General features: G+C 37.8%; 17 protein-coding genes and 2 pseudogenes. 9 read left to right on the top strand and 10 right to left on the bottom strand.

Annotation, left to right across the window (positions count from 1 at the left end; genetic code table 11):
* Nucleotide 1: 1 nt before the first annotated feature.
* The 5 genes and pseudogenes from QL998_RS02015 to QL998_RS01995 form a co-directional block, all read right to left on the bottom strand.
* Nucleotides 2–1003, bottom strand: a pseudogene (locus tag QL998_RS02015) (ABC transporter ATP-binding protein).
* Nucleotides 1004–1013: 10 nt separating this feature from the next.
* A complete protein-coding gene (locus QL998_RS02010) occupies nucleotides 1014–1853 on the bottom strand; it encodes a carbohydrate ABC transporter permease (RefSeq protein ID WP_290192064.1) in 840 nt (279 codons plus the stop codon).
* Nucleotides 1854–1855: 2 nt separating this feature from the next.
* Nucleotides 1856–2728, bottom strand: a complete 873-nt coding sequence (locus QL998_RS02005) for a sugar ABC transporter permease (RefSeq protein WP_290192063.1) — start codon at nucleotides 2726–2728, stop codon at nucleotides 1856–1858.
* Nucleotides 2729–2874: 146 nt separating this feature from the next.
* A complete protein-coding gene (locus QL998_RS02000) occupies nucleotides 2875–4179 on the bottom strand; it encodes a sugar ABC transporter substrate-binding protein (RefSeq protein ID WP_290192062.1) in 1305 nt (434 codons plus the stop codon).
* A gap of 152 nt (nucleotides 4180–4331) precedes the next feature.
* Nucleotides 4332–5525, bottom strand: a pseudogene (locus tag QL998_RS01995) (hypothetical protein).
* Nucleotides 5526–6054: 529 nt separating this feature from the next.
* On the opposite strand from QL998_RS01995, the gene QL998_RS01990 reads away from it, so the two are divergent.
* Genes QL998_RS01990 through QL998_RS01970 form a run of 5 tightly spaced genes read left to right on the top strand, consistent with a single transcriptional unit; the run spans nucleotide 6055 to nucleotide 11651 of the window.
* Complete coding sequence (locus QL998_RS01990; RefSeq protein WP_002960883.1) at nucleotides 6055–6438, top strand: response regulator; 384 nt, start codon at nucleotides 6055–6057, stop codon at nucleotides 6436–6438.
* Nucleotides 6439–6451: 13 nt separating this feature from the next.
* The gene (locus tag QL998_RS01985) at nucleotides 6452–7357 is read left to right on the top strand and encodes a MoxR family ATPase (RefSeq protein WP_290192061.1); all 906 of its coding nucleotides are present in this window, start codon (nucleotides 6452–6454) and stop codon (nucleotides 7355–7357) included.
* A gap of 6 nt (nucleotides 7358–7363) precedes the next feature.
* Complete coding sequence (locus QL998_RS01980) at nucleotides 7364–8350, top strand: DUF58 domain-containing protein (RefSeq protein WP_290192060.1); 987 nt, start codon at nucleotides 7364–7366, stop codon at nucleotides 8348–8350.
* On the top strand, nucleotides 8350–10320 hold the full coding sequence (locus QL998_RS01975) for a DUF3488 and transglutaminase-like domain-containing protein (RefSeq protein WP_290192059.1): 1971 nt from the start codon (nucleotides 8350–8352) through the stop codon (nucleotides 10318–10320). Before QL998_RS01980 ends, QL998_RS01975 begins: the two co-directional genes overlap by 1 nt.
* A gap of 8 nt (nucleotides 10321–10328) precedes the next feature.
* Nucleotides 10329–11651 (top strand): Na+/H+ antiporter family protein, encoded by a 1323-nt coding sequence (locus QL998_RS01970; protein ID WP_182194527.1) that lies wholly within the window; start codon nucleotides 10329–10331, stop codon nucleotides 11649–11651.
* A 267-nt stretch (nucleotides 11652–11918) separates the two neighbouring features.
* Here the strand turns inward: QL998_RS01970 and QL998_RS01965 are convergent, their stop codons facing one another.
* From QL998_RS01965 to QL998_RS01955, 3 genes are read right to left on the bottom strand one after another with little or no spacing between them, the layout of a single operon-like run.
* Entirely contained in the window at nucleotides 11919–12350 is a 432-nt protein-coding gene (locus QL998_RS01965) for an acyl-CoA thioesterase (RefSeq protein WP_002960891.1), read from the bottom strand.
* Between the two features lie 5 nt (nucleotides 12351–12355).
* Nucleotides 12356–13174, bottom strand: a complete 819-nt coding sequence (locus tag QL998_RS01960; protein ID WP_182194524.1) for a M23 family metallopeptidase — start codon at nucleotides 13172–13174, stop codon at nucleotides 12356–12358.
* Nucleotides 13167–14024 (bottom strand): 6-carboxytetrahydropterin synthase, encoded by an 858-nt coding sequence (locus QL998_RS01955; RefSeq protein WP_024595367.1) that lies wholly within the window; start codon nucleotides 14022–14024, stop codon nucleotides 13167–13169. The genes QL998_RS01960 and QL998_RS01955 overlap by 8 nt, the downstream gene beginning before the upstream one ends.
* A gap of 203 nt (nucleotides 14025–14227) precedes the next feature.
* On the opposite strand from QL998_RS01955, the gene fabA reads away from it, so the two are divergent.
* A complete protein-coding gene (gene fabA, locus QL998_RS01950; RefSeq protein WP_002960896.1) occupies nucleotides 14228–14743 on the top strand; it encodes a bifunctional 3-hydroxydecanoyl-ACP dehydratase/trans-2-decenoyl-ACP isomerase in 516 nt (171 codons plus the stop codon).
* Between the two features lie 65 nt (nucleotides 14744–14808).
* Here the strand turns inward: fabA and rmf are convergent, their stop codons facing one another.
* Nucleotides 14809–14979, bottom strand: a complete 171-nt coding sequence (gene rmf, locus QL998_RS01945; protein WP_002960897.1) for a ribosome modulation factor — start codon at nucleotides 14977–14979, stop codon at nucleotides 14809–14811.
* A gap of 399 nt (nucleotides 14980–15378) precedes the next feature.
* On the opposite strand from rmf, the gene QL998_RS01940 reads away from it, so the two are divergent.
* The 3 genes from QL998_RS01940 to QL998_RS01930 all read left to right on the top strand — a co-directional run bounded on the left by QL998_RS01940 (nucleotide 15379) and on the right by QL998_RS01930 (nucleotide 17545).
* Nucleotides 15379–16014, top strand: coding sequence for a TetR/AcrR family transcriptional regulator (locus QL998_RS01940; RefSeq protein WP_290192058.1), 636 nt, complete (start codon nucleotides 15379–15381; stop codon nucleotides 16012–16014).
* 49 nt (nucleotides 16015–16063) lie between these two features.
* The gene (locus QL998_RS01935) at nucleotides 16064–17056 is read left to right on the top strand and encodes an MDR family oxidoreductase (RefSeq protein ID WP_290192057.1); all 993 of its coding nucleotides are present in this window, start codon (nucleotides 16064–16066) and stop codon (nucleotides 17054–17056) included.
* A gap of 72 nt (nucleotides 17057–17128) precedes the next feature.
* Entirely contained in the window at nucleotides 17129–17545 is a 417-nt protein-coding gene (locus QL998_RS01930) for a VF530 family DNA-binding protein (RefSeq protein ID WP_002960902.1), read from the top strand.
* A 98-nt stretch (nucleotides 17546–17643) separates the two neighbouring features.
* Here the strand turns inward: QL998_RS01930 and QL998_RS01925 are convergent, their stop codons facing one another.
* Nucleotides 17644–18075, bottom strand: coding sequence for a DUF3859 domain-containing protein (locus tag QL998_RS01925; RefSeq protein ID WP_290192056.1), 432 nt, complete (start codon nucleotides 18073–18075; stop codon nucleotides 17644–17646).
* Between the last annotated feature and the right edge of the window lie 158 nt (nucleotides 18076–18233).

Genomic DNA, 18233 nt, shown 5'->3' with positions numbered 1-18233 from the left:
TCTAGCGAATTGTTAAACCGTTATTATCAAACTTTAATACTTTATCTGCCGGTGCGCTTAGGTAAATACTGTCGCCATATTTTAATGGGCAATCACCATCCGCTTTTACTGTTACGGTCCCTTTGCCTTCAATATTTATATGTAAAAAGCTCTCCGATCCTAAATGCTCAATTACACCTACAGTTTCAGTCCAAGTACCTTGCTCAGTAGAGAGTGTTATATGCTCTGGTCGTATACCAATACAGCTAACATTCGCATCTTCATTTTGTGGAGCATCTATAAAATTCATTTTTGGCGAACCAATAAAACCAGCTACAAATTTGTTTACAGGGTTTTTATAAAGCTCTAAAGGTGTGCCTACTTGTTCAATAATACCGGCATTAAATACCGCGATTCTATCTGCCATTGTCATGGCTTCAACCTGATCGTGTGTAACATAAATCATTGTTGTAGCTAAACTTTTATGTAATTCAGATATTTCTAAACGCATATTTACACGTAGTGACGCATCAAGATTTGAAAGTGGTTCGTCAAATAAAAATGCTGAAGGCTGACGTACAATTGCGCGCCCTATTGCTACGCGCTGACGTTGACCGCCCGATCATTGCCCAGGCTTTCGATCTAAATAATCGGTTAAATTAAGAATTTTAGCAGCGTTAGCAATTTTACTCTCAATTTCTGCAGGGCTTACCTTGGCTCTTTTTAAAGGAAAAGCAATATTGTTACGTACGCTCATATGCGGGTATAACGCATAGGACTGAAACACCATTGCCAAGCCTCTTTTTGCAGGCGGTGTTTTTGTGGCATCAATGCCATCAATTTCTATATTGCCACTGGTTGTATCTTCAAGACCTGCGATCATACGAAGTAATGTAGATTTACCACAGCCCGATGGCCCAACAAAAACGATGAACTCACCGTCTTTAATTTCTAAGTCGAGCGGTTTAATTACGTTAACTTCATCAAAGTTTTTAGTGACTTGTTTTAGTGTGATGCTGCCCATGTGTATTCTCCTATTTTACTGCGCCGAAACTTAATCCACGCACTAATTGTTTTTGACTAAACCAACCAAGTATTAAAATTGGCACAATGGCCATGGCAGATGCTGCCGATAACTTAGCGTAAAATAACCCCTCAGGGCTTGAGTAACTGGCAATAAATGCCGTTAAAGGTGCAGCATTTGCAGCATTTGCAGCGGTTAAAATAAGTGTCCAAAACGCTTCGTTCCACGACAAAATAACATTGAGTAATAGCGTTGAGGCTATACCCGGTAAGGCTATTGGCAATAAAACATGGAATATTTCTTCACCAATTGTTGCACCATCCATACGAGAAGCTTCAAGTATTTCGTTTGGTATTTCTCTAAAGTAGGTGTAAAGCATCCATACCATTATTGGTAAGTTAATGAGTGTCATTACAATAACCAAACCTAATTTTGTATCGAGTAATGCAAAGTCGCGAAACAATAAATAGATAGGAATAAGTACGCCTACTGGTGGTAACATTTTGATTGAAAGCATCCACATTAATAAGTGCTTTGTTTTTTTAGTTTGTACAAAAGCCATAGACCACGCAGCAGGAACCGCAATTAATAACCCCAGTAAACTTGAACCTAGTGATATAACTACAGAGTTCCAAAAATGGTTAAAGTATGGCGAGCGCGACAGTACATCGCGGTAATTTTCGAGCGTCCAATCAAACGCATATAAGCTTGGGCTTGCTGAAATTGCTTCGGCTTCCGTTTTAAAACTGGTGATTAACGTCCATAAAATTGGAAAGAAAATCATGCCGCTTATTGTCCATGCAGCAATGGTATAAATTAGTTTGGAACGACGGCTATCTTTTATAGTCATAATTAACCCTCCAAGTTTTTGCCAATTAAGCGCATTAAAAATATAGCGACTATATTTGCAATAATAACTGCAACTATGCCCCCTGCCGAACCGCCGCCTACATCAAACTGAAGTAGCGATTGCGTATAAATTAAGTACGTTATATTGGTTGACGAATAACCAGGACCGCCACTGGTTGTAACTAATATTTCAGCAAAAATTGACAGTAAAAATATAGTTTCGATTAATATAACCGCAGTTACAGCGCGCGATAAGTGCGGTAAAACGATGTAAAAGAACTTACTAAATGGGCCAGCTCCGTCCAAATCAGCCGCTTCTAATTGTTCACGGTCGAGTGATTGTATTGCTGTTAGCAGTATTAAAGCTGCAAACGGTAACCACTGCCAAGACACAATTATGATGATTGAAAATAGCGGCATTTGAGCAAAAAAGTCGATAGGTTCAAAGCCAAGCCAAATAGCAAAGTGTGCAAATAAGCCATTAACTGGGTTCATTAGCATGTTTTTCCATACCAATGCCGACACAGTTGGCATTACAAAAAATGGGGCTAGTACCATAATGCGAACGTAGTTTCGTCCCCATATTGCTTGGTCTAGTAAAATAGCTAAGCCAATACCACCACAAATAGTGATAAGTAAAACCCCAGTTACTAGGTAGAGCGTGTTAAAAAATGATTCAAAAAAAGCCGGATCAGTTAGGAAAAATTCATAGTTTAAAAAGCCTACAAACTCTTTATCCCCTGGAACGAGTAAGTTGTAATCAATAAAAGAAAAATACATTGTCATACACAGCGGATCTATCATCCAAGCTAGTAATAAAATTACAGTTGGAAGAAGCATAAACCGAGCAAGCGTGCGCGAGTTAGTTGTTGCCATAAAGGTGACCTTAAAAAAGCCAATTCTATTTACTTGTTAACTATCAAGTGAAAATCAGAAACCCTTGATAGCGTTTATAACTAACAAGTAAATAGAATTGACATAAAATATTGGGTAAGTTTGAGTACTTACCCGCCCATTACATGCTATTTAGGATAGCGAGCTTTACGCATTGTTCGCTCAACGAGGTGCTGAGACGTACTAAGCGCTTGCTTAACGGTCATTTGGCCAGTTAATGCTGCTGAGAATTGTTGCCCAACAGCTGTACCAATTCCTTGAAACTCAGGAATAGCAACAAACTGAATACCTACATAAGGCACCTGTTTAACGGTTGGATTTTTAGGATCTGCAGATTGAATAGAATCTAAAGTAATTTGCGCAAACGGTGCTGCGTCCATGTACTTTTGATTACTGTAAAGTGATTTACGTGTACCTGGCGGTACTTTTGCCCAACCTTTTTTATCGGCTACAAGTTGTGTGTATTCTTTAGATGTTGCCCAGCTAATAAATTTCATTGCGGCATCTGGTTTTTTGCTGCTTGCCGGTACGGCTAAAGTCCAAGACCATAACCAGTTACCGCGTTTACCTAGACCGTTATCTGGCGCAAGTGCAAACCCTACTTTATCGGCAACTTCTGAATCTTTTTTGTTAGTAACAAATGCGCCTGCAACGGTTGCATCAATCCAAATACCACATTTTCCGGTTTGAAAAAGTGCAAGGTTTTCATTAAAACCGTTTGCAGATGAACCAGCAGGACCAGATTCTTTCATCACATCGACATAATACTGAAGGGTATTTTCCCACTCTGGGGTATTAAACTGAGGTTTCCTATTTTCATCAAACCAACGCGCACCAAACGAATTTGCCATGGATGTAATAAGCGCAACGTTTTCGCCCCAACCTGCTTTACCACGTAGACAAAGGCCATAAACACCTTCTTTTTTATCTGTCATCGCTTTAGCAGCTTTGCGTATAAAGTCCCATGTTGGGGCTTTAGGCATTGTCAGCCCTGCTTTTTCCATTAAGTCAGTGCGGTACATAACCATTGAGCTTTCGCCATAAAATGGCGCAGCATAAAGCTTGTCGTTAATCGTTAAACCGCTTCGAATTGCCGGAATTAAATCGTCTAAATCGTAGTTTTCACCTAAATTATCCAGCTCTTTTAGCCAATTTTGCTTGCCCCAAATTGGTACTTCATAAGTACCTATGGTCATAACATCGTATTGGCCGCCCTTTGTTGCAACATCGGTTGTGACACGTTGGCGAAGAATGTTTTCCTCTAGAGTAACCCATTTTAGATCTATATCCGGGTTTTGGCTGGTAAAGTCACTGCTTAATTCTTTCATGGTGATCATGTCACCATTGTTAACAGTCGCTATTGTGATTGTTTCTTTTGCCGCAGCGCCCATGCTTATAAAGCCACACGCGAGCATAATTAATTTATTTTTCATCGGGTATTCCCCATACACGTTATGTTTTAACAAGTGCTATTAAATTTCAATCTATTACCAATTCTATTTATGGCAGTTTTAACGCATAAAACTGCCCGCAAAGTGCCTTTTTAGGTCCTTTGTTTAAATAGTTAGACTAGTTGGATAATGATTTAAAATTTAACAGATATTTCAGAAGTGAAGCCGTCAAATCCTTTACCGATTTGGCCGCCCGAATTAACACCTTCTTCTTGGTTAACATACTCAACTTTTAAAAGCGTTTTATCGTTAAACCAGTAACCTGCGGCTACTTGAATACGCTCTACTGTGTTGTCTGTTTGTTCAATTAAGTCGGAAGTGTTATCGGCTTCTGCATAACGAGCCGCTACATATAGCTTTTTAGGGATTAGATATTGTTGTGCTTCAAACACGAAGTACTCAACCGATGAGTCGCCTTCTATTACACTGTTTGAATCAAAAGTAGTGCCATTTTCATCAGCTATGCCGTTTGTACCAAAGTAGGTAATACCGGCAACTGCATTACCAGCGGCATCTGCAAATGTGTAATCATCAGACGATTTACCAACCATAAAAATTAAGCTAGTTTGTTGAGGTTACACCATCAAGACTTGCTACGCCATTTTCAAAACGTAACTGGTCGCCTTGATTCGCTTTTAATAAGTTTAAGCCTGCTTTAAAGCCACCTTCAAATTCTAGAGTACCTTGAAGTCGGTAGTTATAACCTCTGTCTTCTTGAAATGCTTCACCGAAACTTGAAGTCGTAATGTGACCTGTAACATTATAAGCACGTACTACACCACTATCGAAAGTTTCGCTGTAACTTAGCTGTGCGCCGTTTTCTGCGGTTGCGTAATCGGTAATACCATTACCAATAAGTGCATTACTTTGGTTATCTGCGCCGTCTTGAAAGCCTTTAAATTGAAATGGTGAGCCACCAATATTACCCAAACGCAGTGTTAAATTTGCGTTTTCTTTTGGTGTGCCATATAGACCTAGTAAGTCAAATTCAACACCTGCAAAATCGTTGTGAAATGAAAAGTCACGATCTTCGCCACCAAAGTCATTAGGCTCTTCTGCAATATCTATATCGGCAGTGATGAACTCGTTAATATGAAATTTAAGCATTAGATTAGCTCTAATACGGCCAAATCCTGATTCTTGTTCTTCTCATCTTCTGGACGAAATGCACCATCTTTAGCCTGAATTGACTGAAAGTTTTGCATTAGTAAAAAGTCTACGTCAACGCGATCTAAATATTCAGAAATATCAGCCTGTGCTGGAGCCGATGTAGCCATAGCTGCCGCTATGAGAGAAATTGCAAATTTAGTCTTTTTATTATTCAACATAATAAGCTCTTTATTTAGTGTGGTGTGTGATGCCAACTTTATTAAATTGCATTTTCATTTAATGAAATTGGTATTAATTCAGTGTGTATAGATGAGGCTGACTGAGCAAAACATTGAGTAGTTAATGAAACTGCGCTTGTGAGCATAAGCCCATCTACTGAGCATAATCACAGAATGAATTTAGAAGGTCAACGATTTTTTATTACAAAACGTTTATAAAAAATCGAATTCATATGTAAATATTTTTGAATCAATAAGTTAAGTAGCAAATTTGTTACATCAAATTTTGATGGAATGTTGTATTGGATTAAGGAATTTCTTATGAATACGTCATTATTGTTCATTACAATTAATGAAAATATAAGTTAGTAGAAGATATGAGAGCAGATAATCCTTTAAAAATACGTTGTTGGGCAAACCTATAAACAGTTTATTTATTGGTGTTTTTTAAGTAACGTTCTTGAGCTTATGATGGGGTTAGCTTAGTATTAAAGCACTTAGATGTATTCAAAATAGAAGTAACCTACATATGGAATTTGTTCGCCCGCTAGAGCCCATCCTCATTATTGATGACGTTAAGGAAATTCGTGATTATCTAAACCAAATTTTAACTGACTTAGGGTTTGAAGATATATTAGAAAGTGCTGATTTTAGCTCTGCCAAACCTATTATGGACAATAAACCGCCAGGCGTTATATTTGTAGATGTAGATTTACCAGACTCTAACGGTGCAGAGATATTGGAATACATTAATAGTGCTTACCCACACACTCATGTTGTTATGTGTTCGGGCCACAATAGTCTCGAAAACGTACAAAACACGTGGGAAATGGGCGCTAAAGGTTTTATTGCAAAACCTTTTAATACAAAAAAAGTAGACACTGTAATGAAGCGTCTTGAAATAATAGAATAATAATAAGGTTAGCATGCATAGTACTGTTACTGCGATTATAGACGATCTTTCGAGTGTTATATTTGGTAAACAACAACAAATAAAACTGGCACTTACATGCTTATTTAGCGAAGGGCATTTACTCATTGAAGATTTGCCTGGCATGGGAAAAACCACTCTTTCTCATGCATTGTCAGCTGTGTTAGGCTTATCGTATCAGCGTATACAATTTACCAGTGATCTTCTCCCTGCTGATATTTTGGGTACTAACGTGTTTAATTCTACTGAGCACAGTTTTACATTTCATAAAGGCCCTATTTTTAGCCAAGTTGTTTTAGCTGATGAAATAAACCGCGCAGGGCCCAAAACACAAAGTGCGTTGCTTGAAGCAATGGAAGAGCAACAAGTGACAGTTGATGGAAAAAAATATACGCTGCCAAATCCATTTTTTGTGATAGCAACACAAAACCCGCTTTATCAATCAGGTACCTACCCGTTACCTGAGTCGCAATTAGACCGATTTTTAATGCGCATTAGCTTAGGTTTTCCACCTAAAGAAGCCGAAAAACGCTTAATTTTGAATATGCAAAAACGAGATTACAGCCAATTACCTAAGCGTATTAACCAACAAGAGTTAGCGGCAATTCAATCCCAGATAAGCCAAATTACTTTAAGTAGCCCGGTTATTGACTACATTATAGAGCTTGTTAATTACACACGCACAAGCAACGCTTTTGCATCATCGTTATCACCTCGTGCTAGTATGGCTCTGGCTAAAGCGGCTAGGTCGTGGGCCTTTATTGATGGTCGTGATTTTGTAATGCCAGAAGATGTTCAAGCCGTTTTTACAAGTGTGTGTCAGCATCGATTAGGTTTGCATAATGAGTCAGGTGAAGCGCAAGTAAACGATATTTTAAAAAACGTATTAGTTCCGGTATAAACTTTTATGCCAAAAAAAACAGCTAAGCGCCCTTCTTTATTTAAATCATTTAAGCAAAGTGTATTTAATAAGTTATTAAAAAATAAACATTTAAAAAACTCAATTACACTTGAACACAGAACAATTTATGTATTGCCATCATCCCTTGGTTGGTATTTTATAGTTGTAGCTATTTTAAACTTTGTGATGGGCATTAATTATCAAAATAATTTAATTTTAATAATGTCTTATCTTATGTTTGTGGTAATGATTATTGCTGTATTAATGGGCTACAGTAACGCTAAAGGCTTAACAGTTAAATTTAAAGATGCATTTAATAGCTACGCTCCTCAAAAACCGAGTATTATATTTGAATTACAAAGCCCTTCAGTAACCCAATCTATTAATTTAACATATCAAGGGAGTGAGCAAACTCACAAATATACCGGCCAAGGTGATAGTAAACCTCAGTTACTTACACTCCACTTACCTTACAGCTCACGCGGTAAGTACTCAGTGCAACGTATTAAAATAGCGAGTAACTATCCCTTTGGTTTGATAACTGTTTGGAGCTACATTCAATTACAAGAAGATGTATTTGTATACCCGTCGCTTGAACAAGTTCACTGTGACGCGCATGTTTCTATGCTTGATGAGCAAGCCGATAAAGGTATTTCTACACAATCTGGTAGCGAAGAGTTTGAGTCTCTTATCCCACATTTACCTGAAATGGGCTTGCAAAGAGTGTCGTGGAAGCATTACGCAAAAACACAGCAGTTGTTAGTTAAAGAATTTGTAGACTTTAAAACAGCATATGCACTCTTCGATTTTACGTTAATGAATGGAGATACAGAACAACGGTTAAGCCAGTTATGCTTTTTAGTGTGTGAAGCAACCGAGAAAAACACCCCTTTTATGTTAAAGCTACCGAATAAAACAATAAATACAAATACCGGACAGCATCATAAGCAGCAATGCTTAGAAGTATTATGCTCATTTAATGGTGATGCGTAATGGACATACTTAAAAACGAAAAAGTAATAAATTATTCGCTGTCTTTTATATATGCATGTTTGATTGTATTTTTTGTATCACATTTACCGCTTGTTTTTGTAGGTGTACTTTCACTTATTTGTGCATGGAACTTTTACATAACGCTGAGTAATAAACCAAAGCCAAATGCTTGGCTGGCAAATATACTCGCAGGTGTGTCACTCGGTTTAATGCTCTACACAGTAGGCATGTCGGATACGGTTATTTTATTTGTGGCCATGCTGCTACTTGCTAGTTTATTTAAACTGCTACAGGCTAAAACCAAAAAACACTATCATGTAATTACAACGCTTACGTTTTTTTCACTCTCATCGGTGTATTTATTTAACCAAAGCATTTTAACAACTTTAACTGTAAGTGGTTTATACATATTAAACTTTGCAGTACTTGGCTTACTCGAGTCCAAACATAATTTAAAAATAGCCTCTAAACAAAGCGGTAAACTGCTACTTTTAGCGCTTCCTTTAGCTATATTTTTACTGCTTTTTTTGCCAAAAATGCCCGCCTTTTGGCAGCTTCCTGGGCCTAAGCTTGCTAAAACAGGGCTTTCTGAACAAGTCGATCCATTCGATATTGCAAAGCTTTCAAACTCAGATGAACTTGTGTTTAGAACTAAATTTAACGAAGAAAAACCTGTAGCGCCTTATTATTGGCGAGCAATAGTCCATGATGAGTTTAATGGTAATGCGTGGCTTACGTCTGACTTTTTAAAATATAATAATGTAAAAACAAATACGCAGAGCGAAAATGATGAGCAACTTATTGCAAGCTACTCAGTTATTACAGAGCCTGCGACACAAAAATGGCTCTATGGTTTAGCGTATTCCAGTAGTAACTCACCAAATGTTGAAGGTAATTCACTAGGTTTATTGCGTAAAAAAAGTCGCCAAGCTAAAAACTTACAATACGATGTAAATAGCTTTAACTTCACAGCTTTACCGCTTGGCGAATTTGAAGAAAAACGCTACAAATACCTCGCTTATAAAAAGAATATAAAAACATCATTACTTGCTAAAAACTTAAAGCAAAATACACACTCTGATCGCGATTTTTATAACCGCTTATTACAATACTTTGCAGGTACGGGATTTACTTACACATTAACACCCACTCCTATGAGCGGCGATAACACCATAGATCAATTTATATTTGATAATCAACGTGGCTTTTGTGGCCACTATGCCAGTGCCGCTGCGTACATTTTTAGAACCGCAGGTATACCCGCTCGATTAGTAAGTGGTTATTTAGGCGGTGAATTAAACCAAGATAATAATACGCTAACAGTTCGCCAGTACGATGCGCATGCGTGGGTAGAAGTATATTTACAAAACGAAGGTTGGGTTATTTTTGATGCAACCGCTGTTGTAGCACCGGAGCGTTTAAATGGCTCACTTTCGCAAAACGAAGAGCTGAATGACGAATTTAAAAGTAACCTTGATTTTGGTTTAGTGAGTTTAAGTAATTTCCCCGCTATTAATTGGTTAAGGTTGGAACTTGAAAACCTCGATTATCAATGGTCTAGCTGGGTACTTGGTTTTGACGAAGAAAAACAAAATGATTTTTTAAAATCAATTTTTGGTAGTAAAAATATTTGGCTTGTACCATTAATGGTTTTACTAACAGCTGGTTTTTGTTTTGTAGGTTATTTTGTTTATTTAAACTTACCAAAACGCCCGGCTAAATTAGCGCCTATGGTTAAAGAGTTTTATGAAGTAAAAACATGGGCTAAAAAACAAAAAATAAATACACCCGATAATTTAACACCGAGTCAGCAATTACATTTTTTTTCTGACAAATTCCCTCATTCTGCACAATCTATAAACACATTTAGTCAGTTATTTAACCAAGTACGCTATAGTAAAAAACCTTTTACGAAAGAGCGTAAAACTCAGGCTAAAGATCTGATAAAATTAATCAAAATTTCCAAATAGAGAATACTATGAATGCTGTTGTTATAGGCGTTATTTTAATGCTCGGGCTATCTCTGGCTCGCGTTAACGTCATTGTTGCCATGATCATAAGTGCTTTAGTTGCTGGTTTAACCGCAGGCTTGGGTATAAAAGAAAGTGTTGATGCATTTAATTCTGGCCTTTCTGCCGGAGCTGAAATTGCACTAAGTTATGCTATGCTCGGTGCGTTTGCCGTTGCTATTTCTAAGTCGGGTTTAACACGCATTCTCGCTGATAAGCTACTTGCTAAAGTAAATGCAAAAGGCTGCGGTAATGAAACATTTTTAAGTTACTTCATTTTATTAATTATTTTGGGTTGTGCAATTTCTTCACAAAACTTAGTCCCTGTACACATAGCGTTTATTCCTATTTTAATCCCGCCGTTACTCGTTGTTTTTAATCAGCTAAGATTAGACAGGCGTGCTATAGCGTGTATTTTAACATTTGGATTAGCAACGTCTTACATGGTGCTTCCTTATGGCTTTGGGGGGATTTACTTATATTCTATTTTGCACAAAAACCTAGTTGATAACGGCCTAGATATTGTAAATACCCAAGTACCCGTGGCGATGATAATTCCTGCATTAGGTATGTTTATTGGATTACTTATTGCGGTATTTATTACCTACAAAAAACGCCGCGAATACACAGAGCTCCCATTAACAACTGTGAGTAAATCGGCTGAGGTAGAAAACCCTAAAAAAGTAATGATTGTAGGACTTTTTGCAGTACTTGCCTCACTTGTTGCACAAAACCTAAGTGGCTCAATGATTTTAGGTGGCTTAGTAGGTGTAATGATATTTAGTGTTTTTGGTGTAGTTAAGTGGGAAGAAAACGGCGACGTATTTAGTAAAGGCGTTGCGATGATGGCCATGATTGGCTTTATTATGATATCAGCACAAGGTTTTGCATCGGTTATGCAAGCCACTGGCGATGTAGCAAGCTTAGTACACAGCGCAGCCGCCCTTTTTGATGGTAATAAACCTTTGGCCGCTGGTGTTATTTTGTTAGTCGGGTTATTAATTACAATGGGAATTGGCAGTTCGTTTTCAACAGTGCCTATTATTGCAACTTTGTTTGTTCCTTTATGTTTAGACCTTGGCTTTTCTGTTATGGCTACCGCTGCGCTTGTTGGTACTGCGGGCGCTCTAGGTGATGCAGGCTCCCCTGCTTCAGACTCAACGCTTGGCCCAACATCGGGTTTAAATGCCGATGGCCAGCACGACCATATTAGAGACTCTGTTATTCCAACGTTTATTCACTTTAACATTCCGCTGCTGATATTTGGCTGGATTGCAGCAATGGTACTTTAATCACATTTATGTAAGTTTAATAAATGTAATTAAAAGCTAAATATAACCAAAAAGGTATGTTAAAAGCATACCTTTTTAGTATCCAAACCCAACAACTCTCACCCCTATCAATCCCCCTTGTATGATTACTTTTTAGTTAATACTAACTCTGTTGTTGAGGTTATATTTAATGAACACCTAGTATGATGTGTTCTTTTAAAGGATTTATATAAGCACCAATTAAGGTGCTTATATAAATTTACTTTAGCGCATATTCAAAGCTTTAAGTTAATCAAAACCATAAATCATTTTGTCGCATACTACCGGAGTCGGTCTGTGGTTATCATCAACTGCAACAAACGTAAAGCTGCCACTAATGGCTGAATGCTTATCGTCTTTGTGCATGGTTTCTAATAATATATCTACGTCAACTTTTAAGCTGGTGTTACCTACATGCACTACTTTAGCTATTAACTCTGCAAAAGTACCTGCTGGTATGGCTTCTTTAAAGTCGACTCTATCAGAAGATATAGTTACCAAAGGCTTACGACAAAAACGAGTCGCTGCTATAAATGCCACTTCATCCATCCACGCCAGTGCATCACCACCAAATAAAGTATTGTGATGATTAGTACGCCCTGGAAACACGGTTTTAGTTACCGATGTGGTTGAGTCTTCAATACGCTGAGCAATTATTGCATCGCGATTTACGTCAGTCATAATCTCTACTTTTTGTTTGCTAATGTATCTTGCATTAGTAATGCAGGATCAAGGCGTTCGCCTTTCCAGTTAAAACGCCAATCTAGGTGAGGACCCGTTACACGCCCTGTTGCACCAATTTCAGCCACTTTGTTACCTTGCTCAATTTTATCACCCACTTTTACATCAAGCTTACTTAAGTGAATGTAAGTTGAGGTAATACCATGGCCATGATCAATAATTAATGTACCGCCAGAGTAGTATAAATCAGGTTCAGCAAATACCACGGTACCACTAATAGGCGCGTAAACAGGTGAGCCTGTTTTATTCGCAATATCTAAGCCAAAGTGCGGACGACGAGGCTCGCCATTAAAATAGCGCTGACTACCATAAACACCCGATATGCGCCCTTCTGCAGGCTTTAAAACAGGATCTAAAAAGTACAATAAATCAGACTCTACTTCTCTGGCTTTTCGTACCGCAACTGCTTCGCGGCTTATACGCGCACTAACTTCTTTTGGCGGAGAGACATATTTTTTAGCTACGCCGGTAATTTTATCAATTTTATATTCGCGCTTAGTGATAGCTATTGGCTGAGAATGCGATTTACCATTGTTATCTACCCATTTTAAAGTATGAGTAGTATCAGCGTCACGACCAAAGCCAAATACAAAATCACCATTTGCTGAAATTTTTAAGTCTTTGCCATCCAAGCTTACTGATTTAACATTTTCTAACTTTCCAGTAACTAAACCGCCCTGAGTTAAATGCCCTTTTAACTCAAGCGCCATAGCACTAAAACTAGCAGAGGCAACAAGCGCTGTTGCTAAAAGTGTTTTAAACATAACTAATCGATCCTTTTCCAACACCTTCATAAGCGGTTACTTTCACTGCTTTTTCTGGATATTGGGCTTTAATTTGGCCAGCTACATGTTCAGCAATACATTCTACAGTGGTATCTACTGGTAAAATATCGCAACGAGACTCGCTAATAGCCATTTCAAAATAGCCTTGTGCCGATGTATAAGCAAAACATACATCACCCGCTTTGGCTGTTATGTGTTTTAAATCAGCTGCGTTAATTTGATCTTCACTGGTGGCTAAGTAAATATCTTCCCACTTTTGAGACCATTCTTTTTGCAAGCGCGGCATAGAGATGCCATCTAGGCTAATACCAATTTGAGAACGATGCCCATGAATAATACGCTGGCAATTACCGTCATGCTTTTTAAGGCCATGGCTGTAATGATAGTAAAAACTTTGGCTGTGCTCTGGCTTAAGAGACAGCTCAATTTTTTCAATGTTATCTGGTAGCTTCGGTAAAATAGTCGCAATTAAAAATTCAGTAACCGATTCAACCGTTACTTCGTCTGCGTTAATCATGCAATAAGCTTGATGAGGAGCACTCATAGCTAAGTGGTTGTTTTCACCAAATGTACAGTCGAGTGTTTTATGCTCGTCAAATTCAGATACAGTGCCATTAAGGCCCGTAGGAATTGCTAAACGGTGATCAATACACTCATCTATAATGCCTTTAATTTGCTTTTTAACTAAACCAAAGTCTAAAACCATAGACTCTTCGTTAAGTTTACCGTGCAAAGTTAAATCAACAATCCAGCTCTCGCCAACGGCGCCGCGTTTGTTACATAAGTAAGAAAAATCAATCACAGTTAGTGAGTTAACAAAAAGGATCATAAACTTCCTTTAGACTGGTTATAAGACAGCGTTAATTATAATGATTTCTGATTGTAATTGCGCGGTTTTATAGTGCAAAAACCAATCGCGTTGATTGATTGATGATTTAATATGCAATATTTTGATTTTTTAACTGCTCCGAGTTGTTTAGCGTACAAGTGTACGCTAAAGTACTTGGCAATTTCTAAGCGAAGATAAGTGTTATGGAACCTAAAAATAGCTATACAAAAGAAGAGTTGATCCTGTGTGGTCAAGGTGAAATGTTTGGTGAAGGCAACTGCCGTTTACCAAGTGACAACATGTTAATGATGGACCGCATTACCTCTATTACTGCTGATGGCGGAATTCATGGTAAAGGCGAAATTGTTGCTGAGCTTGATATTGACCCTAGCCTGTGGTTTTTCGATTGCCATTTTAAAGGCGACCCAGTAATGCCAGGTTGTTTAGGATTAGATGCTATGTGGCAACTAGTTGGCTTTTACTTAGGTTGGTCTGGTGGCCCTGGTCTTGGTCGTGCCCTAGGTGTGGGTGAAGTTAAATTTACTGGCCAAATTTTACCAACTAATAAAAAAGTAACTTACCGTCTTGTAATGAAACGCGTAATTAAACGTAAATTGTTTATGGGCGTTGCCGATGGCACTGTAGAAGTAGATGGCCGAGTAATCTACGAAGCAAAAGATTTAAAAGTGGGCTTGTTCCAAGACACTAGTGCATTTTAATTTTTAAATGCGTACAAAAAGGCCTCCAACGTGGAGGCCTTTTTGCTTAAATTCGATTATTGATTTTAGGTTTTGTACATGTTGCGGTTTTCAATCGCTTCACGCCAACCTCCTAACCACTCTGATTTGGGATCTACTTGTTGATAAGGGCATAGCTCTTTTGAGCGACCTGCTAAACCTGCTTTAAAACCTTGAGAATGAGCTCTTTCTAAACGATCTCTTTTCTGTCTCTTCATCGGTAATATCCTCACCTTTTTATTTGTATATTGTGTAGCATTAGTGAAATCTACATTTAATGAATAGTTAATAAAAATGTAAAATTCAAATCGTAAAAGCAATTAAATTGTTTGACTTTAACTAAGCTGCTGATGCAAAAATGAATTAACATTTAAAAAAGTAAGTGGTCATACAACATTTAATTTGACCGGTTTTATGCTAAATAAAATGCGACTCAATAATCGCTAAAAAGCACTTATGTGCTTTATTTGTGACCGACTAATATTGACTAAGTTCCAAACAAAAATGTAATCGTGACACTTTTATTTCAGTTATTTTTATTCACCCGATTTGCATTCTTTTTGAACAATTAAATATTATACTTGATTATTTAAAGTCGACCGGTCTAATATGTGTGCATGAACAAAAATACATCAACACCAATACGCCGTGGTCGCCCACCTAAAATAGCCAGAGAGAACGCCGATACCAAAGCGTTACTTATTCGCACGGGCCTAGAAACCTTAACTGAATTTGGCTTTAGCGCCACGGGGCTCGATACTATTTTAAAAAAAGCGGCTGTACCTAAAGGCTCCTTTTATCATTACTTTAAAAGTAAAGAAGCCTACGGCATTGCCCTCGTTGATGCATACGACAGTTACTTTATTGCAAAGCTTACCCATTACCTACAGCAAGAAGATATTCCCCCACTTGAGCGAATCGTTAATTTTACCCAAAGCGCAATTAAAGGAATGAAAAAATACGATTACAAACGTGGCTGTTTAGTCGGTAACTTAAATCAAGAGCTTAACCATTTAAGTGGTGAGTTTAAAGCCAGATTAATGCAAAGCTACACCGCTTGGCAAAACCATGTAGAGGTTTGCTTAAACCAAGCTAAGCAACAAGGCACTATTGCAAGCCATGTAAATACAAAATTGATGAGTGAGTACTTTTGGATTGGCTGGGAAGGTGCGGTTATGCGCGCCAAGCTCACAAAATCAAATACCCCACTTACTTTATATACAGAAATGTTTTTACGCGCATTACTAACCTAATGCGTTTTTATTTACCAATTAAAAGACGATCGGTCTAAAAGGATATCCTATGAATAACGCAATTAAAGCCATTGTTATTAATAAAGAAGATAATAACTACAGCGCCTCATTATCGACTATCGAAAGCAGTGATTTACCAAACGAAAACGTCTTTATCGACGTGCTATACAGCACACTTAACTATAAAGATGGTTTAGCAATTACTGGTAAAGGCCCCGTTGTACGCAGTTTTCCAATGGTGCCAGGTATCGATTTAGTGGGTACGGTTACAAATTCCACCAGCGATGAATTTAAAAACGGCGATAACGTAATATTAAATGGCTTTGGTGTAGGCGAAAAACATTGGGGCGGGCTTGCTCAAAAAGCGGCACTTAATAGCGATTGGCTAATCCCCTTGCCTGCAGGTATTTCTCCAAAACAAGCGATGCAAATAGGTACAGCCGGTTATACCGCTATGCTAAGTGTTATAGCACTTGAAAAACAAGGAATAACTCCTGAATCTGGCGAAATACTGGTAACAGGTGCCAATGGTGGCGTAGGCAGCTTTGCTATTTATTTATTAAACCAGCTTGGCTACAACGTAACAGCAGCTACTGTTCGATTAGATCAAAGTGAATATTTAAAAGAGTTAGGTGCTAAACAGGTAATTGACAGAAACGAGCTTTCAAATCCTGGTAAGCCTTTGCAAAAAGAGCGCTTTGCAGCGGCAATAGATTCAGTAGGTAGCCATACACTTGCCAATATTTGTGCATCATTAAAATATGGTGGTGTAGTAACCGCCTGCGGACTTGCCCAAGGCATGGATTTACCTGCCTCAGTTGCCCCATTTATATTACGTGGAGTGTCACTAATAGGCATTGATAGCGTAATGCGCCCTAAAGCCGACAGAATTGAAGCGTGGGATCGTTTAGCAAAATTAGTTAGCGCTGATTACTTAAATAAAATTTCGACAGAAATATCACTAGAACACGCCATTGATAACGCAGAGCTACTTATGCAAGGCAAAATTCGCGGTCGTGTTGTAGTTAATTGTCAAAGTTAAGCTATTTACTCTGTTAAAGCCTCGTTATTAAATTTATAATGCAATTTGTATTTTAATAACGAGGCAACACCTATGAGCAACCAAGAACTTTTCAGTAATAATCCACTGCAAGGCGTTAAATTAGAACAAGTGGTTGAAGAGCTGGTTGAACAATACGGGTGGGAGCTCCTACACGCTTATTTACAACTTAACTGCTTTAAAAACAATCCTGATATAAAGTCAGCGGTTAAATTTTTACGTAAAACACAATGGGCACAAGAAAAAGTAGATAACTTTTACCTTTATCGTCTTAAAAACTTACCTAGACCTGATGATGTGCAATACGAATTACCGCCACGCGATCGCGTGATCCCAGCTGATCATAAACCTGGTGAGCCATGTGAGTTAAGTTTTAGTGATGCAAAACGTATTATGGAAAAAAAAGCATCAAAGCAACGTGCTCGCGATCGTAAACAACGCTCTAATTCTAGTAACCCTTGGGGTAACTAAACACGCTAATTTAATTTTGTAGAGCTATTTTAAATGGCTCTACAATTCTCTTTTATTAATTTTTATTACATCCACACCATATAGCTAACAAATAGAAATCAATACCCTCGGTTTTTCCAAAAATCTGTTTCAGTACGCTCTGCCTCTAATGCCACCTTAAAAGTTTTATCAGCAATAATTTTCCCATTTAGCTCAATAGTCATACGCCAATCACCCAATTTATTCTCTATTGGCAACCAAAGCGTGTCGCCTAAATAAAAGTTCCAATCACTGTTTTTAACGTATACATCGCCTTCAAAGGGGTCCATTACATCACCTTCACTGTCTGGAATATCTGGATGGTATATACAATAGTGAAGCTTTTCGCCTTTACCCTTTTTAATATTTACGATTAAGCCAAACTCAACATCTACCTCAGCTATTACATTTGTTGTAAATTGCTCTATTTGTGGCAATGCTTTACTTTCGCTGTCCCACTTAGAGTAAATACCGTGACTTTGTAACGTCACTACAGGTTTTGTTTTAGCCATTAAGGTAACCTTTTATATTAGCTATTTTTGCATTAGTTTAACTTTTTGAAATTTTAAAATAAAACACAATCCAATAAAGTTAAATCTCAACTTAGCTTTAATACTTCGCCTATTTACATCATTGCTAATTTGTCATCATTGTTTACACACTATTTGCA

The organism is Pseudoalteromonas sp. APC 3691 (assembly GCF_030408135.1).
Taxonomy (GTDB): domain Bacteria; phylum Pseudomonadota; class Gammaproteobacteria; order Enterobacterales; family Alteromonadaceae; genus Pseudoalteromonas.
Note: the sequence above shows the minus strand (reverse complement) of the source record. Positions and strands in the feature narration are given on the sequence as shown.

Coding starts and splice junctions, on each gene's coding strand:
- QL998_RS01935 (WP_290192057.1), top strand. CDS start 16,064: ATGAATAACGCAATTAAAGCCATTGTTATTAATAAAGAAGATAATAAC.
- QL998_RS02005 (WP_290192063.1), bottom strand. CDS start 2,728: ATGGCAACAACTAACTCGCGCACGCTTGCTCGGTTTATGCTTCTTCCA.
- QL998_RS01930 (WP_002960902.1), top strand. CDS start 17,129: ATGAGCAACCAAGAACTTTTCAGTAATAATCCACTGCAAGGCGTTAAA.
- QL998_RS01960 (WP_182194524.1), bottom strand. CDS start 13,174: ATGTTTAAAACACTTTTAGCAACAGCGCTTGTTGCCTCTGCTAGTTTT.
- QL998_RS02000 (WP_290192062.1), bottom strand. CDS start 4,179: ATGAAAAATAAATTAATTATGCTCGCGTGTGGCTTTATAAGCATGGGC.
- QL998_RS01985 (WP_290192061.1), top strand. CDS start 6,452: ATGCATAGTACTGTTACTGCGATTATAGACGATCTTTCGAGTGTTATA.
- fabA (WP_002960896.1), top strand. CDS start 14,228: ATGGAACCTAAAAATAGCTATACAAAAGAAGAGTTGATCCTGTGTGGT.
- QL998_RS01925 (WP_290192056.1), bottom strand. CDS start 18,075: ATGGCTAAAACAAAACCTGTAGTGACGTTACAAAGTCACGGTATTTAC.
- QL998_RS01940 (WP_290192058.1), top strand. CDS start 15,379: ATGAACAAAAATACATCAACACCAATACGCCGTGGTCGCCCACCTAAA.
- QL998_RS01990 (WP_002960883.1), top strand. CDS start 6,055: ATGGAATTTGTTCGCCCGCTAGAGCCCATCCTCATTATTGATGACGTT.
- QL998_RS01980 (WP_290192060.1), top strand. CDS start 7,364: ATGCCAAAAAAAACAGCTAAGCGCCCTTCTTTATTTAAATCATTTAAG.
- QL998_RS02010 (WP_290192064.1), bottom strand. CDS start 1,853: ATGACTATAAAAGATAGCCGTCGTTCCAAACTAATTTATACCATTGCT.
- QL998_RS01965 (WP_002960891.1), bottom strand. CDS start 12,350: ATGACTGACGTAAATCGCGATGCAATAATTGCTCAGCGTATTGAAGAC.
- QL998_RS01975 (WP_290192059.1), top strand. CDS start 8,350: ATGGACATACTTAAAAACGAAAAAGTAATAAATTATTCGCTGTCTTTT.
- QL998_RS01970 (WP_182194527.1), top strand. CDS start 10,329: ATGAATGCTGTTGTTATAGGCGTTATTTTAATGCTCGGGCTATCTCTG.
- rmf (WP_002960897.1), bottom strand. CDS start 14,979: ATGAAGAGACAGAAAAGAGATCGTTTAGAAAGAGCTCATTCTCAAGGT.
- QL998_RS01955 (WP_024595367.1), bottom strand. CDS start 14,024: ATGATCCTTTTTGTTAACTCACTAACTGTGATTGATTTTTCTTACTTA.